Below are 18,789 nucleotides of genomic sequence, written 5' to 3' on the forward strand. Positions count from 1 at the left end.
ATACTCACATTTTATTGTGGGCATTTTGCTAGACTTTGGCTGAAATTACACTACGTAACATTATAATGAGTGATATCATCACAAAGTGATTGAATTTGAGGCGACACAGTATTTACAGACCAGTAAAGGTCATTGTGTGAATATTGCACACGTCGTTTTTTTTGGATGGATTTTATATGCGCACGAATAACGGGCAATCAGTAAATTTAACAGATTACCAAGCGCCGGGCTTTACGGTTCACGATATTCATTTGGATATCCGGTTGGACCCTGAACAGACCGTAGTGATTTCAACCATGACGATTGAGCGCGTTGCCAATGGAGACGCGGACATAAACGCGCCGTTGGTGTTAGCTGGTGACGAACTGGTGCTGGATTTTGTTAGCATCAATAAGCGCGATCTTCCCATTAACGCCTACAATGCAACGCCGAGTGAATTGGTTATTCCTAAAATTCCGCAAGGCCAATTCGAACTTCAAATTACAACGCGCGTTAACCCGACCACCAACACAAAACTAATGGGGCTGTATCTCAGCTCAGGCATTTATTGCACCCAGTGTGAGGCTGAAGGTTTCCGTCGAATTACTTATTTCTTAGACCGCCCAGATGTGTTGACCAAATACACCACCCGCATTGAAGGCGCTGCTCGTGAGATCAAAGACCTTCTCGGCAATGGCAATATGGTTGAACAAGGCGCAATTGCAGGCACAGACCGCTGCTACGCCATTTGGCATGACCCGCACCCAAAACCTTCTTATCTCTTTGCGCTAGTCGCTGGTGATCTTGCCCACATCTCCGACACCTTTACGACGATGAGTGGCCGCGAAGTTGAGCTTCGAATTTATGTGGAACGCGGCAAAGAGCATTTATGCGATTGGGCGATGCTATCTTTGAAGCGCTGCATGAAGTGGGATGAAGAAGTATTCGGTCGCGAATATGATCTTGATATTTTCATGATCGTCGCTGTTAGCGATTTCAATATGGGGGCGATGGAAAACAAAGGCCTCAACATCTTCAATGACAAATATGTCTTGGCTGATACAAAGAGCGCGACTGATGCGGACTATGTCAACATTGAAGCCATTATCGCCCATGAGTATTTCCATAATTGGACCGGCAACCGTATCACGTGCCGCGACTGGTTCCAGCTTTGCCTAAAAGAAGGCCTCACGGTTTTCCGTGATCAAGAATTTACATCTGATATGCGCTCGCGCCCTGTTAAACGGATTAGCGATGTGCGCCTATTGCGCGCTCGCCAATTCTCCGAAGATGCAAGCCCACTCGCGCACCCCGTTCGTCCAGAAGTTTATCACGAGATCAACAACTTCTACACGGCGACCGTCTATGAAAAGGGTGCGGAATTGGTACGCATGATCAAGACTATTTTGGGGGATGATAATTTCGCCAAAGGTCTCGATCTCTATTTCGACCGCCATGACGGCGATGCAGCGACCATTGAAGATTTCATTGCAGCCCTTGAAGAAGGTGGAAACAGCAATCTTAGCCATTTCAAAACATGGTACGAGCAAGCTGGCACACCAAATGTGCTGGTGAGCTACACCTACAATGAAGCAAAGGGCCAGGCCACTTTAGAGCTGACACAAAACACATCACCAACACCTGGACAAGCGACCAAGAAGCCGCTTCATATACCCATCAGGTTCGCGCTGGTTGGCAAAGATGGCTCAGACCTTGAGTACACAGATGTTCAAGGCGCTGAGGTAACAGGCGATGTTCTGCATTTGACAGAAGTCAGCCAAGAAATTGTGTTTTCTGGCTTGAAAGAACGACCTGTTCCGTCACTGCTTAGAGGTTTCTCAGCACCCGTAAAATTGGATATCGCCCTCTCAATTGATGACCTCATCCATTTGGCGGGCAACGACCAAGATCCATTCAACAAATGGCAGGCCATGCAAACACTTGCTGTTCGTATGCTGCTTGAAAAAGTGACCGCGATAGAAAACGGAACGGACATTAGCAACAACTATGATTGCTTCTTCCATGCCGTTGAATCCTCTATCACGGATGAGACACTTGATCCCTCTTTTAAAGCTCAGTTCCTAGCCTTCCCAACCGACGCGGATATTGCGCAACAACTTCGCAATGAAGTTGATCCAGCAATCATTCATCAAGCAACACTTTGGCTGAAACAAGAGCTTGTAAAACGATCAAGTGAAACGTTAATTGCAGTCTTTGAGAAAAACCAAGTTCGTGCATCCTATGATCCAAGTGCTGAGCAAGTTGGGCAACGTAGCCTCAAAAACGCAGCCCTTGCTATGTTATGCACCTATGGGGCAGATGGCAGTCGATTTGCCAAACAACAATATGACGAAGCAGACAATTTAACAGATCGATTAGCGGCTCTTTCAAGCCTTGTGATCAACAATCATAACGCTGCGAGCGATGCGCTCAGAGATTTTGACAGACGCTACCGCACCAATCCACTTGTAATGGACAAGTGGTTTGCTGTGCAGGCCATGGCTCCTCAAGAAGAGACGCTCGCCAAGTTGAAAGAACTCATGCGTCATCCAAGCTTTTCGATTACCAACCCCAACCGTATCCGCGCGCTCATTGGCAGCTTTGCAAATGGTAATCAGGTTCAGTTCAATCGCCCAGATGGTGCGGGCTATCAATTTGTCTCCAATCTTATTGTCGATTTAGACGAAGTTAATCCGCAAGTTGCCGCAAGGCTACTAACCAGCTTTAGCAGTTGGACGATGTTAGAACCAAATCGTCGCGAACGGGCTGGTCGCGCATTAAAACGCATTTCAAATAGCGCAGGCCTGTCTACTGACGTTCGCGATATCGTCAATAGAACCCTCGGAAATTAAGAAATTGCCTTTGTTTTAAAAGGCTTTTTCTAATTCCTAATAAATTATTAAAATTTATTGATTCGGGACTCTAGACAAGTCGATTCCCGTCGATTCAAATAGAGGTGATTCGGCAGGGTGGCGCTGGATCTCAATATAACAAAAAGAATGAAAAAACGGGGATTATGATGACGCAGGGAGCAAGTGCTTTTGCGGCTATACGAGGGATTCTGACCTTTTGGCAGCGCGATAGGAATCCATCTACAGCGAGCGGACACGCGCGAATTATCGCTAACCCTGCTTATCAAAAATTACTCAATGCCGAACCATGGTTCCGCCGACTGATACCTGTTTTCATCGTAACCTTCATCGTTCTTATCGGCCTCGCGAGAGGTGCGCAGATTTGGGAAAATCATAAAGAAACTCTCATTCGCGCAGAAGAAAACCTGAGCCTCATCGCCTCTTTACTTGAAAAAGACTTTGCATCAGATGAGACGAAAACACCTCCTCACCAGCTCACAAACAAATTAATTGCAGCACTGGCAGATCACGCACCAAAAGGCTCAACCAAAGATGGCCGTGTTCTGCTTATCAGCAACCAAGTGGGTAAAATAATCGCTCAAGAGCCAAATTTTGGCCAGCAAAATATCTATCTTTCAGACATTCTAGAACCAACCCAACCGCTGCTTACCTTTGGTGAACGCGCGGGTGTCATGACTGTCACTATGCTGGAAACAGAAGGTGAAGCCATTGTCACGACACGCCACCTAGGAGGCGGGATTGGCGCACTAACAGTCTATCAACCGAAGGAAGCAATCCTAAAACAATGGCGCGCAGACGTTAGCCTCAATGCTTCAATCTTCATTGGCACAGGCATGCTTTTGACTGTCGTTCTTTATGCCTTCTTCACTCAAACAGCACGCGCTGACGAAGCAGATAGAATTTACCACAACACCTACGACCGATTTGATACAGCTCTCAAGCACGGCCGATGCGGCCTTTGGGATTGGGATATCGCACGAGGTCGCGCATTTTGGTCGCCCTCCATGTATGAAATACTCGGCCTCCCTCCCAGACAAGCGTTGATTGGGTATGGTGAGATCACAGACATCATCCATGAAGGCGACATCGACATGCTTGAGATCGCTGAGCGCGTGCTCAATGGAGAACTGAGTAACGTTGATCACACTTACCGCATGCGTCACGCAGATGGCCATTGGATTTGGGTTCGTGTTCAAGGGGAAGCCGTTGTCACAAATGCTAATGAAGCGCCTCACCTCGTCGGAATATGCATCGACGTTTCTGACCAAATTCGTCTGGAACAAGAAAACAAGACAGCCAACAGTCGCTTGCGTGATTCAATTGAAACACTCTCAGAAGCTTTCGTTTTGTGGGATGCGAAAAACCGTCTTGTTGTCTGCAATGAAAAATACCGCGAACTCAATCAAATCAAACCGGAACTAGCTGTACCGGGTGCGCCTTATGAGGAAGTCATGAACGGCGCCAATGGCCCACAACCACTCATTATGGACGATGATCTCGCTAATTCCGATGTTAAAAACAGATCATTTGAAACTGCATTGAGCGACGGGCGTTGGTTGCAAATCAATGAACACCGCACAGATGATGGTTGCTACGTGACAATTGGTACGGACATTACAAAGATCAAACGCAACCAAGAAGACCTACGCACGCGTGAACAAGAGCTTGAAGCCTCCGTGCGCGACCTTGAACACTCGCAGACCGAGTTGCGCAATCTTGCAGCCCAATATTCTCGTCAACGCGAAATCGCGCAAGATGCGAACCGTGAAAAAGCAGAATTCCTCGCTAATATTTCACACGAATGGCGCACTCCGCTCAATGCGATTATCGGTTTTTCCGACATGATGACACAAGGCGCATTTGGCCCACTAGGAAGCGATAAATACGCTGAATATTGCGAAGACATCAACAAGAGCGGAACTTACATGCTCGCCTTTATCAATGATGTATTGGATATGTCAGAAATCGAAGCAGGACGCTTCCAACTCGACAAAGAAACCTTCGACGCTACCGGTGTGATCAATGATTGCATTGATGGCAAAATGGCTGATGCTGAGCAAAATGGCATTACAATCGACAGCAACATTTCCAAGGACATTGAACTTAACGCCGATCGCCGTGTTTTGAAGCAAGTGATCCATAATCTTTTGACGAACGCGATCAAGTTCAACCAAGCAGATGGTTCAGTTTCAATCGTTGCTAAAACCCAAAATGACAATTTAACAATTAGCGTCAGCGACACCGGTATTGGCATCGCGTCAGATTTACTCAAAGAAGTTTGCAAGCCGTTCAAACAGGTTCAAAACCAACTCACGAAGAACCACACCGGCTCAGGCCTTGGTCTTGCTATTTGCAAATCAGTGGTGGAGATGCACCAAGGTGAGATGACCATTAAGTCGGCACTCGGCAAGGGCACAACAGTCACCATTGAATTGCCTCTCGCAGTGAAAGAAACCAAATTTCCTGAAGTAAAAGCAATGACGATCGAATAGCGCGGTAGCATTATTGCGCTAGCACCTTTTCATAAATCGAACGGACTGCTGTCTGGCTTTCTTCCAAATGGGCGATCAATCGCGCAAAATCTGGCATATCAGCCTGCACAAAAAGGCGTTCTTTTAGCTCATCAGGTGCGGTGTCTGGATCAAACTCGTTGACCATACAAAGGCGCATGAGCTGAATAAGATCGCTAAATAGATCGAATGCTCCAAGCAAAGTATCCTTGTCAGCGTCAGGCAATATTGTAGGCACATCAGCGTTCATCAAAGCTTGTCGAGTATTGGTCGAGCGTGCGTTTGCATTGTTGCTTTCAGCTAATTGAATAAACTGCGTAATAAATTCAATGTCGACCAAACCGCCACGGGCTTCTTTCATTCCAAAAACAGTTCGCGCTTCTTTGGCTTCATGTAACCGTTCATTCATCTCAGCCACGTCTTTGCGCAACACCGCCAAGTCGCGAGGTTTATTCACAACCTCATCAATTGCACGATTGATGCGAGCACATAATTTATCACTGCCGCCAATCACCCGCGCTCGTGTTAGTGCCATGTGTTCCCATGTCCACGCTGCTTCATTTTGATATTTGATGAAGCTTGTAACCTCAGTCGCAAGTGGCCCTGCTTTGCCAGAAGGGCGCAATCTCATATCCACTTCATAGGCGATCCCCTCACCCATTGGAGCAGAAAGTGCTGCGATGAAGCGCTGGGTAATTCTTGCAAAATATTGGGTTACTGCGATCGGGCGACGGCCATCGGATTCTGTTACATCGGGATCGACATCATAAATCAAAATCAAATCAAGGTCAGAGGTCGGCGACATCTCTCGCCCCCCCAATTTGCCCATAGCAAGGATGGTAATATCAGCACCACTGACATAGCCATGATTGCGGGCGACCTCTTCCACCACCAGCGGCATAAGACCAACGGTTACCACATCAGCAAGATCAGAATAAAGCAGCTGGGATTCTTGCGGTGTGATGGTGCCAGACAAAAGCCGCGTGCCAATTAGGAAGCGTTGTTCCTCAACAAAAACGCGCGCGCGATCAAGGCAGTCTTGATAGTCAATTGCAATCTCGAAACTTTGCGCAAGTTGCTCTTTCAGCTGCGGTGAGGTTGGGATCGACCCAAAGAAAGCGGGTTCAAGCAGTGCATCAAAAATATGAGGTCGTCGTGCAATCGTTTGCGCAAGCCTCGGGGCACTGCCCATGAGTGACGCCAGAAGATCAAGCAGATGATCATTGGCCTTCAACAAGCCGAACAATTGTACGCCTGCAGGCAAGTTCTTCAAAAACTCATCAAACGTGAATATGGCACTATCCGGCGCTCCATTACGCGCAAGCGATGCAAGCAGCTTCGGCAACATAACAGCCAAAGCCTCCCGCGCCTTTTCAGAGCGCATGGCCTTGTAGTGCCCAGACTGCCATTGGCGAATGATCGAAGACACTTGCATGCTGTTTTCAAAGCCTAGTTCTTCAAGTGCTTTTAATGTCGCTGGGTCATCATTGTCAGCAGGAAAGGCAATCGTGGATAAGGCATCCTGCTCATCATCTGCTTCAAACAGATTTGCATAATGAGAAGAAACCGATTGAAAGCACGAGAGCAACGCCGCATCGAACTCTCCACGCGTTTCAAACCCCATTAGGCGGCCAATGGCTTCAAACGCTTCATCATCTTTTGGCAACGCATGTGTCTGCTCGTCAAAACGCATTTGAATGCGGTGCTCTACATTGCGTAAAAAGCGATAATGAGTTGCAAGCACCTTAGCTGTTTCATCATCAATCCACCCTGCCTCTGCGAGCAGTTTCAACCCTTCAAGCGTACCTGTTACCCGCAACTGCGAATTTCGACCGCCAGCAATGAGTTGTTGGGTTTGGACAAAAAACTCAATCTCACGAATACCGCCACGCCCAAGCTTCACATTATGGCCAGCTAACGCAATCGTTGCGTGACCTTTGTGAAGGTGGGTTTGCCGCTTCATCGCATGAACATCTGCGATCATGGCAAAGTCCATATATTTGCGCCATATAAACGGACTGATGTCACTCAGAAAAGCCTCTGCGGCGCCAATATCGCAAGAAACAGGTCGCGCTTTAATGAAGGCTGCACGTTCCCAGTTTTGGCCAATGCTTTCGTAATAATTGATCGCTGCCTCAGTAGATATCGCTACCGCTGTAGCACCGGGATCAGGCCGCAGGCGCAAGTCGGTGCGAAACACATAACCGTGCTCGGTGCGTTCTTGCAGTATTTTAACAATGCGCTTGGTGACCCGAACAAGACTTGGTTGCAGCTCAAAGCGATCCGTGATTTGCACCTTACCTGCTTCATAAAAAACGATGATGTCGATGTCGCTGGAATAGTTGAGTTCAAACGCGCCATGCTTACCCATTGCAAGCACGATGAGGCCACTGTCTTCTTCTGGCTTCGCTTCATTGGCGAGTTGAAGCTTTCCTCGATGCGTCTCTTGAAACAAGGCAAAGCGAATGGCGGCGAGCAAGGTGGCATCTGCAAATTTTGAGAGTACCTCCGTCACGCACTCCATGGGCCAAACGCGACCAAGATCGAACAGAGCAAGGCCTAGCGCCATTTTCCGCTTCAAACCGCGCAACGCCCGCATCAATTCGCTCTCAGACACTGTTAAATGATCAAGCGCGCCGACTTCCTTAATAAGGTCGGTGATTTTCTCGTCTTGAGGGAAGGCAATCAAGTCAGCTGCAAAGTCCGCATAGTCTAGCAAACAATCTCGAATAAAAGGCGCGTCGCAGATGGCAGCTTGAAGAAGACCAAACCGTGCTGGGTCAGCTTTGATCCGCTCCACTGCGGGCTGCGCTTCATCAGTCAGGCGATCAAAAAACTCTTCTACCCGTTCACGCGCGCGCTCTTCATCATCAACAGGCAATGATTGGAAGGCATGACCAGCGGTAGAACTCAATGAGCCGCTCCTTTGTGCGTATTTGGTATTTTTATACGAGCAATAAGACCAGGGTTATTACCCTCAAAATCAAGCACACCACCGTGCAGTTTAGCAACCACAGATACGAGACTTAATCCCAAGCCACTGCCAGATTTGCTTCGGCTTTGATCCAACCTTGTAAAACGCTTTTTCACCCGTTCAAAGTCTTTAGCATCAATCCCCGGTCCATCGTCAGCAACGGCAATAACCGCCATGCTTTTCTCGAAGGTCACAGACACTTCCACGTTGGCGCCGCTCCCTGCATATTTAATCGCATTATCGATCAAATTGGCAACCGCTTGGCTTAACAGCTCACGGTTCACGGCGAAGGCGCGTGCATTATCCGACAAGTGATGGATCAGCGAAAGCCCCTCATCTTCTGCAACAGGTTCGTAAAGTTCCACCACATCCGCCACGATTGCATCAAGGTTGATGGTTTCATCCACCCCAATTGACGAACCAGCCTCCACACGCGCAATACGTAACAAGGCGTCGAAGATATTGATCAACTGATCTGATTCAACAATCGTCCCCTCAAGCGCCTCTTTCATGTCAGCTTTGCCTGCCTTGCTTGCAAGAACGGACTCCACGCGGTTTCTCATGCGTGTAAGCGGCGTTTTTAGATCATGGGCGATATTGTCGGATACATCCTTAAGACCGTTCAGCAGCGCCTCAATCCGGTCCAGCATATCATTGAGATTACCTGCCAAGCGATCAAACTCATCGCCCGACCCGTCAATTGCTAGTCGCTCTGACAAGTTTCCCGCGACAATCGTCTGGCTCGTGGCCGACATAGTATCAATACGCCGCAGAACCCGTCGCCCTACAAGGAACCAACTCAAGAACCCCAAGACGACAAGGGAAACCACCATGATCAGAATAAAGCCAGAGATGATCTGCTTAAACTCTTCGCGCTCCCCAACATCGCGGCCAATGATGAGATGAAAACCGCTCGGCAAATTAAAGATACGAACCATCGCAACCGTTGCTTCAATCTCTCCGTTAGAACGCAGACGATTATAGGGAAGCGGGTGAAGGGCTTGGCGATCTAGGGAAAGGAAGTCTGGCGGTAAATTTGGAATGTTGCCTGCAAGCCCACGGCCTTGAAAGTTTGTGACCAACAAAGCAGGAGCGCCCGGCAATCGGCTTCTTGAATCCAAATGATCAAGCAAACCGCGAATACCGTTTTGATCATAATGATCGTTGAGGCCAGCAAGTTCCGAGCTGATTGTCTGGTTTAATTGCGTGCTCAACTGGTTGCTCAATGTGTAAGCAAGATAGCCGACCATCGCGATTGTGAAGACAATGAACACCGTCATGTAGATCAGCGTTAGTTTGAAAGCCGTGGTTTTGAAAAACGTGCCGAACACCGCTCTATTTCCTCTTCGCCGACTTCAACACGTAACCCGCACCACGCATGGTGTGGACCAGAGGTTCGTCGAAACCTTTATCAATTTTCGAACGGAGGCGGGAGATGTGGACGTCGATCACATTCGTCTGCGGATCAAAATGATAGTCCCATACATTTTCCAAAAGCATGGTTCTGGTCACGACTTGGCCAGCATTCTTCATCAGAAACTCAAGCAGGCGAAACTCTCTCGGCTGGAGAACAATTTCAGTGTCAGAGCGATGGACGGAATGGGCGAGACGGTCAAGCTCAAGGTCGGCCACTTTTAAAGTCGTGCTTTGCTCATTCACGCCGCCGCGTCTTTTTGCCAACACTTCAATGCGGGCGAGCAATTCACTGAAGGCATAGGGTTTGGTGAGATAGTCATCCCCGCCTGCCCGCAAACCTTCGACACGATCATCGACCTGACCGAGAGCTGATAAAATAAGAACGGGGGTTTGGTTGTCTTCCGCGCGCAAACTAGCAATGACGGATAAGCCATCGCGCTTGGGCAGCATACGGTCAACGACCAAAACATCGTAGTCACTACCGCTTGCGAGAAAATAGCCTTCCTCTCCATCAGCCGCCAGCTCAACCACATGACCTGCTTCATTAAGCGCTTTGGTCAAGTAGCTTGCCGCTTCAGTATCGTCTTCTATGAGGAGGATGCGCATTTGATAAACCCCGAGCTATCGTCGAAGTTGAGATAATCGGCTGCCAGTGCTTAATGCAAGGGCAGCTGATTTATTAGTTGTTGGTGTTAGCCTTTTTTCTTCAAGGGCAAAGCAACGAAGCGTGTGCCATTCGCGCTTTCAACACGGAGAAGGACAGCTTTCTTGCCCTTTTCACGAGCCGCTGCAATCACTTCCTTCGCAGCTTTTGGTGTATCGACAGATTGGCTATCAATCTGTGAAATCGTATCACCAACACGAAGCGCTTTACCTGCCAAGACACTGGTTGGCGAGATTTGCGTCACTTCCAAGCCTTCACCACCTTCAGCCGATTTAAGCTCAAGACCAAACTCTTCCATAGCTTCAGGTTCTGCTGGTTTTGCAGGCTCTGATTTAACGGATGCTTGTCTAATGCGCTCAGGCAAGGTGCCAAGCGTTACATCGATCTCTTTCGATTCACCGTCTCTGAAGACAGTCAACGCAACTTTTGTATCTGGACGGAAGCCAGCAATACGGCGGGAAAGGTCCTTAGTGTCTTCCACCTTCTCACCATTTACCGCGATGATTGCATCGCCTGATTTGATGCCAGCTTTACCAGCAGGCGTTTCAGGTGTTGTCGATGCCACCAATGCACCAGCGGTGTCTGCTAGACCAATGCCATCAGCAAGGTCGCGGGTGATGTCTTGAATTTGTACACCTAAGAAGCCGCGAACAACTTTACCGTCGCTTTTCAAATCAGTGATAACTGATTTCGCAGTTTCAGCAGGGATCGCAAAAGCAATACCAACATTGCCACCTGATCGTGAATAGATCGCCGTGTTAATGCCAATCACTTCACCATTCAAATTGAACGCGGGACCACCTGAGTTACCTTTGTTGACCGCCGCATCAATTTGGATGAAGTCATTGTAACGGCTAGCGCCAATATCGCGACCACGGGCTGAGATGATGCCAGCTGTTACCGTGCCACCCAGACCAAACGGGTTACCAACAGCAACAACCCACTCACCAACGCGGCTGTCTTCATCAGCAAATTTTACATAAGTGAATTTCTTTTTCTCTTTAACTTGCAAGAGCGCCAAGTCAGTACGGGCATCTTTACCGATCAATTCGGCTTCAAGTTCTGTGCCATCATTGGTCACAACGAAAAACTCAGCACCGCCATCAACAACATGATTGTTAGTTACAACCAAACCCTCTTCAGAAATAAAGAAGCCCGACCCTTGGCCACTAAAACGACGGCGCGGCGGCTGATTGTCGTCATTTTTCTTTTCTTCTTGGCGTTCACTGCGCTCATCACGCTCATTGTTCTCACCAAATTCACGGAAGAAACGGTTGAACGGATGGTCTTTAGGAAGATCACGGAAGCCTGGAATAATATCAAGTGGATTGCCACCACGCTGAGCAACGTTTCGCGCTTTTACATCTGACTTCACCCGAACGCTCACAACAGCAGGCGCTACTTTTTCAACCACATCAGCAAAACCAACCACTCGCTGACCTTCAACACGGACAGGTTCTGCATAGGCAGCCGTTGTATTGCTCAAAAGAGCAGGCGCGGCAACAACACTTGCAAGACCAAGGCTGGTCGCACCAAGGATTGCGGCACGGAAAGATTTTTGAAAAGAAGTTGATGATGAATTCATGGGGAAGGCTCCATATTGATCGTTAAAGTTTGAGAGCGCGATTGCGCCCTATAACCAGTTCGTTGTCATCAATATGGAGTAGCCAACCTTACAATTGCCTTTCGCCAACATTACGATTTTGTAATGTTAGTCACCACGGCGGCGTTGTGCTCAAGTGTTTTATGAACAGGACATTTGTCAGCAATTTCAAGGAGCTTAGCCTCGGTTTTAGCATCTAAATCTCCATGCACGGTGATCTTCCGCTCGAACCGATCAACCTTACCACCGCGTTCAATCATGCTTTGCGAACACTCGTGGCAATCTTTCGCATAGACCTTGCCGTGATTGACCTCGACGGAAATGCGGCCAATGTCGAGCTTTTTGAAATCGGCATACATGCGAAGGGTCATATTGGTACAAGCACCAAGGGCTGCGGCAAGGTAATCATAAGGCCCTGCCCCTGTATCTAGCCCGCCAACCTTAGTTGGTTCATCGGCTATCATGTGATGCTTACCTGCGCGGATAACGTTTTGAAATTTGCCCTGTCCTGTCTCAGCAACCAGCACACCGCCTTCATGGTTGATGTCGGCAGTTTCTTCGCCCCCAACAAAACGCGACACCCAAGCAGCAATGACAGTTGCAGCATAAGAGGCATCTTGCGGGCGGGTCAGTAGATGATCGGCATCATCCAGTGACACGAAGCTTTTTGGATGTTTTGCGGCCGCAAATATTGCCGCTGCATTTTCAATACCCACTGTCGTATCAATCGGAGAGTGAAGCACCATAAGCGCCTTCTTCATGGAAGCCGCGCGATCAGCGACACTCACCTCATGAAGATCATCAATGAATTGTTTTTTGATCGTGAAAGGACGTCCCGCAAGCTCTAAGGCTACCTCACCGTCTTGTTCAATGCGGTCGAGGTTAGAGCCAAAGTTATGAACCACATGGGCAGCATCTGATGGCGCACCAATGGTCACGACAGCTTTCACTTCTGGAATGCTACCAGCAACAGACAAAACTGCAGCACCGCCAAGAGAGTGGCCGATTAGAATTGAAGGGGCTTCATAGGCTTCCCGCATAAAATCAACAGCATGGGAAAGGTCTTGAATGTTGGAGGAGAAATTCGTGTTTGAAAATTCGCCCTCACTGGAACCAAGCCCAGTAAAATCAAACCGCAAAACCGCGATCCCTTTACCAGAAAGTTCCGCTGCCACTCGCTTTGCCGCGAAAATATCTTTCGAGCAGGTGAAGCAATGGGCAAACAGTGCATAAGCTCGAATGGGGCCAGTTGGCAAATCGAGGCGACCGGCAAGCTTATTTTCAAAGGCGCCTTGAAAGGAGACCCGTTGTGGAGATGACATGGACGATAATCCTGTAATTGAACGTATGGCGTTTATGGTTTGAAAATAACCATAAACGCCAATAATCCAAACGGATATATCTAAAACGTGAAATGACGTGAATTCGTTTTAGAGGAAACCTCTAAGAAACCGACTGCCAGCTACCATCTGGCTGGCGACAGGCAACACCGCGTACTTGCTGGGGCTGATTGTTTACATTGAGGGTATGCGTATAATCACGGCATTCGCGGCCATTAATTGAATAGCTGGCACCACTCACAACTTGACCCGCGGCACCTGTTTGAGTATTTCGCCAAGAAATCGGCTGACCTGCAGGTTGTTGCAGCGCATTGTTTTGTGCAAGCTGAGCACGGTTGCGATCACCTTGATCCAAGCGTTGACCCAAAATGCTACCAGCAGCACCACCCAAAATAGCTCCGCCTGCCGTTGTGATTACACGACCTGTACCTGAGCCAAATTTGTTGCCAACAAAACCACCAAGAGCAGCGCCACCGACGCCACCTACATTTTGTCCTGTGAAAAAATTACCGGTTTGGCAACCTGCCAGACAAAAAGATAAGCAAGCGATGGATGCGATGGTTTTGAACATGAGAATTCCCTCATTTGTACTGTTGATACTCGATACAATTGGCTGATAGCGCCAACTGTTCTAACTGGTCATAAGAACGAGGAGAAATTATGGCGTAGTGTAGCTAATATCGCATTAATTGTTATCGTAAACAAAGACTTAAGGGATTTCGGGAATTGGGAAAGAAAGCACAGAAGACAAGCCTCCAAGTTCAGATCGCCCCATTGAGAATGACCCATCATAGGCATCGACTAAATCATGAACAATAGAAAGCCCAAGACCTGAACCAGGTGTTTGCTCATCAAGCCGCTCGCCGCGCTTTCGGGCTCTTTCTTGCTCTTCTTCAGTCAAACCAGGCCCGTCATCTTCAATACTCAAGATAAGCGAGCCTTGTTCTATGTGACCTGAGACAACGACACGCGTTTCAGCCCACTTGCATGCATTATCGATCAAATTACCGAGTGCTTCTTCCAAATCACGACGCTCACCAGCAAACCGCAATCCGGTCTCGATATCTTGAGTAATCGAAAGATTTTTATCGATATAGATTTTATCCATCGCACGAATAAGGCCATCAAGGGTCGGCTTCACAGGATTTGCAGCACTTAACACACCACGCCTTGCGATAACTTGAGCACGGTCTAAGTGGTAATTGACCTGACTTTGCATCGCATTTGTCTGCTCAACGACCATCTCAGACAGCGGCGTTTCATAATCACGCGCTTCGTTGCGCAAGACGCTGATTGGTGTTTTCAACGCGTGAGCGAGATTACCCACATGAGTACGGGCGCGTTTAATGACTTTTTTATTGAATCCAATCAGAGCATTGAGTTCACTGACCAGTGGTTGAATTTCAGTTGGAAAACTTCCTTGCAAGTCTTGTGAACGGCCTTCCCGAATATCACTCAGCCCTTGCGCAATCCTGCGTAATGGTTGAAGCCCCCATTTAACCTGTACAAATGTCGAGATGGCTAAAACTAGGCCCAGCACTGCAAGAGTTAAGAACACACGTTGCCTAAATTGCGCGATGTCTTGCTGTATATCGCTGGCATTACCTGCAACAACCACAATAACGGGATCATGCTGGTCAGTTGTGATATTTCGCGCGACTAATCGAAGTGTGTTGTTGGCGGGTCCGATGGAGTAGAAAGAAACACTGCCATCATTGTTAGGTTCTAGTTCTTTGAAATCAATATCGGGGAGCGTTTCAGCAAACAAAGACCTCGAGGCAATTACTACCTCTCCATCCATTTCCGCCACTTGCCAGTACCAACCGGAGAGCACCAAATCAAAATTTGGTTCCGTCAGCCGTGGCGCTTCCATGCGCATCGGGTCTTCGGCCTCTGCTTGGGCTGCGACCAAAATCTTCAAATAAACATTGAGGCGTTGGTCGAACCCACGTTCCACGCTTTGTTGATAAAGGGTAGAAAGAAGAAGCCCTGCGACAAGAAGCGCTATGATACTCCAAAGAATGGAAGAAAGCAGGAGACGGAGCGCGAGCGAATTAAGCGTCATCAGGCTCGCTCAGCCTATATCCCATACCTCTGACAGTCTCGATAATATTGACACCCAACTTCTTGCGGAGCCGACCTACGAAGACCTCGATTGTGTTTGAGTCGCGATCGAAGTCTTGATCGTATAGGTGTTCTGTAAGTTCCGTGCGAGATACGATCCGGTCCGGGTGATGCATAAGATATTTCAAAACGCGAAATTCGTGGGATGTTAGTTTAATAACGTCGTTGCCGTTGGTAACGCGACTTGTTTTCGCATCGAGACGGACAGGCCCACAAACAAACTCATTAGAAGCATGGCCACTTGCGCGACGGGTTAAGGCTCTCAAGCGGGCAAGAACTTCTTCCATATGAAACGGCTTGGCAACATAATCGTCAGCGCCCGCGTCAATGCCTTGCACCTTATCGCTCCACCGATCACGGGCAGTCAAAACTAGGACCGGCATATTGCGATCGGTGCGTCGCCAATCTTCTAGAACACTAATACCATCTTTACTTGGCAGACCAATATCAAGGACAACCGCATCATAAGGTTCCGTATCGCCTAGAAAGTGGCCTTCTTCGCCATCGAAAGCAACATCAACGGCATAGCCTGCGTCCGTTAGAGCTTCCTGTAATTGTCGGTTTAAGTCTTTATCATCTTCGACGACTAAAATTCTCATAAGTCGGCCTTACCTACCCTAAATGTCAAAACCAATGCTTATCTAAGGCGTCGACCATTTCGAGCATTAAACACGGCATCTACACGTTTATTACCACGCAATACGGTGACAACATAGATCAACCCACCACCTCGTTTACAAAGGCGTGCGTTTACAAGCTCACCACGCAACTTGGAAGCAATCGCTCCAAACGGTCTTGCCGCACCAGAAGCCACTGCTTTGCGCTGTTGAGATGGACCCAAGCATGATTGAGCATGCGACGTCCGCGTGCTCTCAAATACAAAGAGAGAAACAAGGATCGCAAATGCTACGCAATGGACAATAATATTCTTCATAAAACCGATCATGCCAGAACTTGGCTGAATAAAGTCTGAATGGAATTATACTGGTATTCCACTCACTTCGTACTGGTTAACGATTCGCACAACGAACGCCAAGCCGCATTGTGTTCACGAATTTGAAAGGCGGTGTCAAACGTATCACTTTTCGACCAACTGGTGGACGATGGTTGCGACCATGTCGCCGCCTTGATTGACTTCCGCCACCAACAAGTCTGCTGCGAACCTGTGATAAAGGGCTATCGCTTTGGTTGCCCATTCACTCGGTGTTGCTTCACGCACGGTGCCATCTTCAAGAACAAAGCCAATGCCAGCCTCATCAATACCCGCGACAATAATGCCGCAAGCATCTGACTTTTTATGCGCCGTGGTTGGCGGATCAATTGCCACGACAACACGCTGCAGGGCACTTGGTTTTTTTACGGTGATCCGCTCAATCAGATCGCGTTGCCATAGAGCATCTTCGCGATCTTCAATCAGTTCACCATCCAACTCTTGCCGCCCCAATCGGGATCCGCCGTAACGTTCAACAACAGCGTCCAAAAACCCCGGAGCAAGGTTTGCAGCATTCGCCGCAGTTGATGCCTTTGATACAGCCGTCTTCGGGCTTGCAAGAAGACGCTTTAATAGAGCGACCGGCCTTGGTGTGGTCGTTGCGACCTGCCTTGGCCGCTCACCAAGCCGCAAGCCAAATTGCAGCATGTCCCATGTTTCTTCGCCGTAGCGCCATTTGCAAATCTCATCAGACCAAGCCACATCAAACTGTGGACCGCGCAAGGCATCTGGGTCTTCTGCAGAAAAGGCTTGAGCGATGGCCCCATTTTTCCAAACCAGTCGGCGTTGTGTCTTTTTCCATTCCGGACGATCGTTCTTATTGTGTACTGACAAGATGCCCGAAACACCTTCAATCATAACGTCTCGAACATCAGCGTAAGTCTCACCAACCAAGGCAATGCGGCCGACAGAGCGATGGCAAAAAGGTGGATAACCCAAGGCCATGCCCTTCACCCATTCTGCACCCGCCCTCGTTTTACCTGCCCCCCTGCCGCCTAGTAACAACCAAACAGACCAATCCCCTTCGGGCGGAATTTGATCCTCCCTTGCCCAAAGCTGCCAATCTTGCAGCAAGGCATGGCATTCAGCGGCGTTCAGGCCATCGAATAAATCACCCAGTTCCTCGTTTTGTACGCATTCGTTCAAGTCTCTGCGCAAGTTTTTCACGAAGGCGTTCAATATCAACCTCTTGATTTTGTGTTTGAATATCGCCCTCTTCTTCGCTTTTTAGCTCGATCAACTTCTCCAAGGTTCGCGCGAGCGAGCCAAGTGTTCGAGCGTCTTTTTCATTGATGCCATCATCAGCGGTTGTGGCATTTTGAATTTCAAAGTCTGACATTTGTTTCTCAAAGGCTTGGTAAAGCCGATCAATCAATTGACGCCGTTCGACTTTATTGGGTGGTACTTTTCCGCCCTCATTGGCCGCGCGTTTTATCTTGCTCGTCTTTTTCGGTTTCTTTTTCGTCATGCGTCGTTGAGGCCAATTTTCAGCCTTTGCGCGCTTATAAAGCGCGGCACTACTGACCCCATAACGGATACAAATTTGCGTAACAGCTTCACCGTCGGCTTCATAAGCCTCACGGATTTTCAACCAGTCGGTCATTTGGTCCAATCAGCTTTCAAAAGCAACACCAACTATCCCGCGACACGATACAAGGCAGCGACGCACGAATGAACATGCAAAGAAGACGCACTCGACAAGCGGGGATAAAGGCTCAAGTTTTCAAAGGAGTGTCACACTTCTGCGACGATACGGTTTATAGCTAAGTCACCGTACGCTGTCAAGGATTAATTTCCTATTTCTGAATCTGGGTCCTCGAAAGGGTCCTCTTCTGGCCAAGAAACCAGATAGTTTTCATAGTCCTCAACCTCGACATCATCTTCGCTAACAGTCATGCCGCGAACAGCGATACCAGCCATGTGGACAGTATCTGGATCACCTGAAACAAGTGGATGCCACCAGTATAAATCCCTGCCATCGCGAACCAAGCGATACCCGCACGTTGCAGGCAGCCAGCTCAAATCTCTCACATTTTTAGCCGTTAATTGAATACAATCTGGCACCAATTTCGAGCGATTGGGATAATCCCCACATTTACAAGTTTCATCATCGAGAAGTGAGCAGGCAACATTCGTCCACACGATCTCGCCTGATTCTTCATCCTCCAACTTGTTCAAACAGCAACGTCCGCAACCGTCACAAAGGGATTCCCATTGCTCATTTGATAGCTTTTCGAGGGGGATAGTCTTCCAGAACGGGGCTTTTTCCATTAACTAAAACTCATATTTGGTAAGAAGATGGCTGGCATATTGCA

General features: G+C 48.3%; 13 protein-coding genes and 1 pseudogene. 2 read left to right on the forward strand and 12 right to left on the reverse strand.

Going from position 1 to position 18,789, the window contains the following annotated elements; all coding sequences use genetic code 11:
• The first annotated feature begins 176 nt into the window (after nt 1-176).
• A complete protein-coding gene (pepN, locus tag ABJO30_11195; protein ID MEP3233383.1) occupies nt 177-2,831 on the forward strand; it encodes an aminopeptidase N in 2,655 nt (884 codons plus the stop codon).
• 164 nt (nt 2,832-2,995) lie between these two features.
• On the forward strand, nt 2,996-5,344 hold the full coding sequence (locus ABJO30_11200; GenBank protein MEP3233384.1) for an ATP-binding protein: 2,349 nt from the start codon (nt 2,996-2,998) through the stop codon (nt 5,342-5,344).
• Between the two features lie 10 nt (nt 5,345-5,354).
• Here the strand turns inward: ABJO30_11200 and ABJO30_11205 are convergent, their stop codons facing one another.
• The 12 genes and pseudogenes from ABJO30_11205 to ABJO30_11260 all read right to left on the reverse strand — a co-directional run bounded on the left by ABJO30_11205 (nt 5,355) and on the right by ABJO30_11260 (nt 18,745).
• The gene (locus tag ABJO30_11205; protein ID MEP3233385.1) at nt 5,355-8,276 is read right to left on the reverse strand and encodes a bifunctional [glutamine synthetase] adenylyltransferase/[glutamine synthetase]-adenylyl-L-tyrosine phosphorylase; all 2,922 of its coding nucleotides are present in this window, start codon (nt 8,274-8,276) and stop codon (nt 5,355-5,357) included.
• On the reverse strand, nt 8,273-9,667 hold the full coding sequence (locus tag ABJO30_11210; protein MEP3233386.1) for a HAMP domain-containing sensor histidine kinase: 1,395 nt from the start codon (nt 9,665-9,667) through the stop codon (nt 8,273-8,275). The genes ABJO30_11205 and ABJO30_11210 overlap by 4 nt, the downstream gene beginning before the upstream one ends.
• 4 nt (nt 9,668-9,671) lie before the next feature.
• Nucleotides 9,672-10,358: a response regulator transcription factor gene (locus ABJO30_11215; GenBank protein MEP3233387.1), complete on the reverse strand. Its 687-nt coding sequence runs from the start codon at nt 10,356-10,358 to the stop codon at nt 9,672-9,674.
• 86 nt (nt 10,359-10,444) lie between these two features.
• Nucleotides 10,445-12,001, reverse strand: coding sequence for a Do family serine endopeptidase (locus ABJO30_11220; protein ID MEP3233388.1), 1,557 nt, complete (start codon nt 11,999-12,001; stop codon nt 10,445-10,447).
• Nucleotides 12,002-12,111: 110 nt separating this feature from the next.
• Nucleotides 12,112-13,341 carry an alpha/beta fold hydrolase gene (locus tag ABJO30_11225; GenBank protein ID MEP3233389.1) on the reverse strand — a complete coding sequence of 410 codons (1,230 nt, stop codon included), beginning with the start codon at nt 13,339-13,341 and terminating at the stop codon, nt 12,112-12,114.
• Between the two features lie 121 nt (nt 13,342-13,462).
• A complete protein-coding gene (locus ABJO30_11230) occupies nt 13,463-13,930 on the reverse strand; it encodes an RT0821/Lpp0805 family surface protein (protein MEP3233390.1) in 468 nt (155 codons plus the stop codon).
• 138 nt (nt 13,931-14,068) lie between these two features.
• A complete protein-coding gene (locus tag ABJO30_11235; protein ID MEP3233391.1) occupies nt 14,069-15,424 on the reverse strand; it encodes an ATP-binding protein in 1,356 nt (451 codons plus the stop codon).
• The gene (locus tag ABJO30_11240; GenBank protein MEP3233392.1) at nt 15,414-16,082 is read right to left on the reverse strand and encodes a response regulator transcription factor; all 669 of its coding nucleotides are present in this window, start codon (nt 16,080-16,082) and stop codon (nt 15,414-15,416) included. Before ABJO30_11240 ends, ABJO30_11235 begins: the two co-directional genes overlap by 11 nt.
• Before the next feature lie 38 nt (nt 16,083-16,120).
• Complete coding sequence (locus tag ABJO30_11245; protein MEP3233393.1) at nt 16,121-16,417, reverse strand: hypothetical protein; 297 nt, start codon at nt 16,415-16,417, stop codon at nt 16,121-16,123.
• A 159-nt stretch (nt 16,418-16,576) separates the two neighbouring features.
• A pseudogene (locus ABJO30_11250) lies at nt 16,577-17,548 on the reverse strand (terminase family protein).
• 37 nt (nt 17,549-17,585) lie between these two features.
• Nucleotides 17,586-18,077, reverse strand: a complete 492-nt coding sequence (locus ABJO30_11255; GenBank protein ID MEP3233394.1) for a hypothetical protein — start codon at nt 18,075-18,077, stop codon at nt 17,586-17,588.
• A 185-nt stretch (nt 18,078-18,262) separates the two neighbouring features.
• Nucleotides 18,263-18,745 carry a YcgN family cysteine cluster protein gene (locus ABJO30_11260; GenBank protein ID MEP3233395.1) on the reverse strand — a complete coding sequence of 161 codons (483 nt, stop codon included), beginning with the start codon at nt 18,743-18,745 and terminating at the stop codon, nt 18,263-18,265.
• Nucleotides 18,746-18,789 lie beyond the last annotated feature (44 nt).

It is taken from the genome of Hyphomicrobiales bacterium (genome assembly GCA_039973685.1).
Taxonomy (GTDB): domain Bacteria; phylum Pseudomonadota; class Alphaproteobacteria; order Rhizobiales; family JACESI01; genus JACESI01.

Coding starts and splice junctions, on each gene's coding strand:
- pepN (MEP3233383.1), top strand. CDS start 177: ATGCGCACGAATAACGGGCAATCAGTAAATTTAACAGATTACCAAGCG.
- ABJO30_11200 (MEP3233384.1), top strand. CDS start 2,996: ATGATGACGCAGGGAGCAAGTGCTTTTGCGGCTATACGAGGGATTCTG.
- ABJO30_11215 (MEP3233387.1), bottom strand. CDS start 10,358: ATGCGCATCCTCCTCATAGAAGACGATACTGAAGCGGCAAGCTACTTG.
- ABJO30_11220 (MEP3233388.1), bottom strand. CDS start 12,001: ATGAATTCATCATCAACTTCTTTTCAAAAATCTTTCCGTGCCGCAATC.
- ABJO30_11225 (MEP3233389.1), bottom strand. CDS start 13,341: ATGTCATCTCCACAACGGGTCTCCTTTCAAGGCGCCTTTGAAAATAAG.
- ABJO30_11230 (MEP3233390.1), bottom strand. CDS start 13,930: ATGTTCAAAACCATCGCATCCATCGCTTGCTTATCTTTTTGTCTGGCA.
- ABJO30_11235 (MEP3233391.1), bottom strand. CDS start 15,424: ATGACGCTTAATTCGCTCGCGCTCCGTCTCCTGCTTTCTTCCATTCTT.
- ABJO30_11240 (MEP3233392.1), bottom strand. CDS start 16,082: ATGAGAATTTTAGTCGTCGAAGATGATAAAGACTTAAACCGACAATTA.
- ABJO30_11245 (MEP3233393.1), bottom strand. CDS start 16,417: ATGAAGAATATTATTGTCCATTGCGTAGCATTTGCGATCCTTGTTTCT.
- ABJO30_11255 (MEP3233394.1), bottom strand. CDS start 18,077: ATGACCGACTGGTTGAAAATCCGTGAGGCTTATGAAGCCGACGGTGAA.
- ABJO30_11260 (MEP3233395.1), bottom strand. CDS start 18,745: ATGGAAAAAGCCCCGTTCTGGAAGACTATCCCCCTCGAAAAGCTATCA.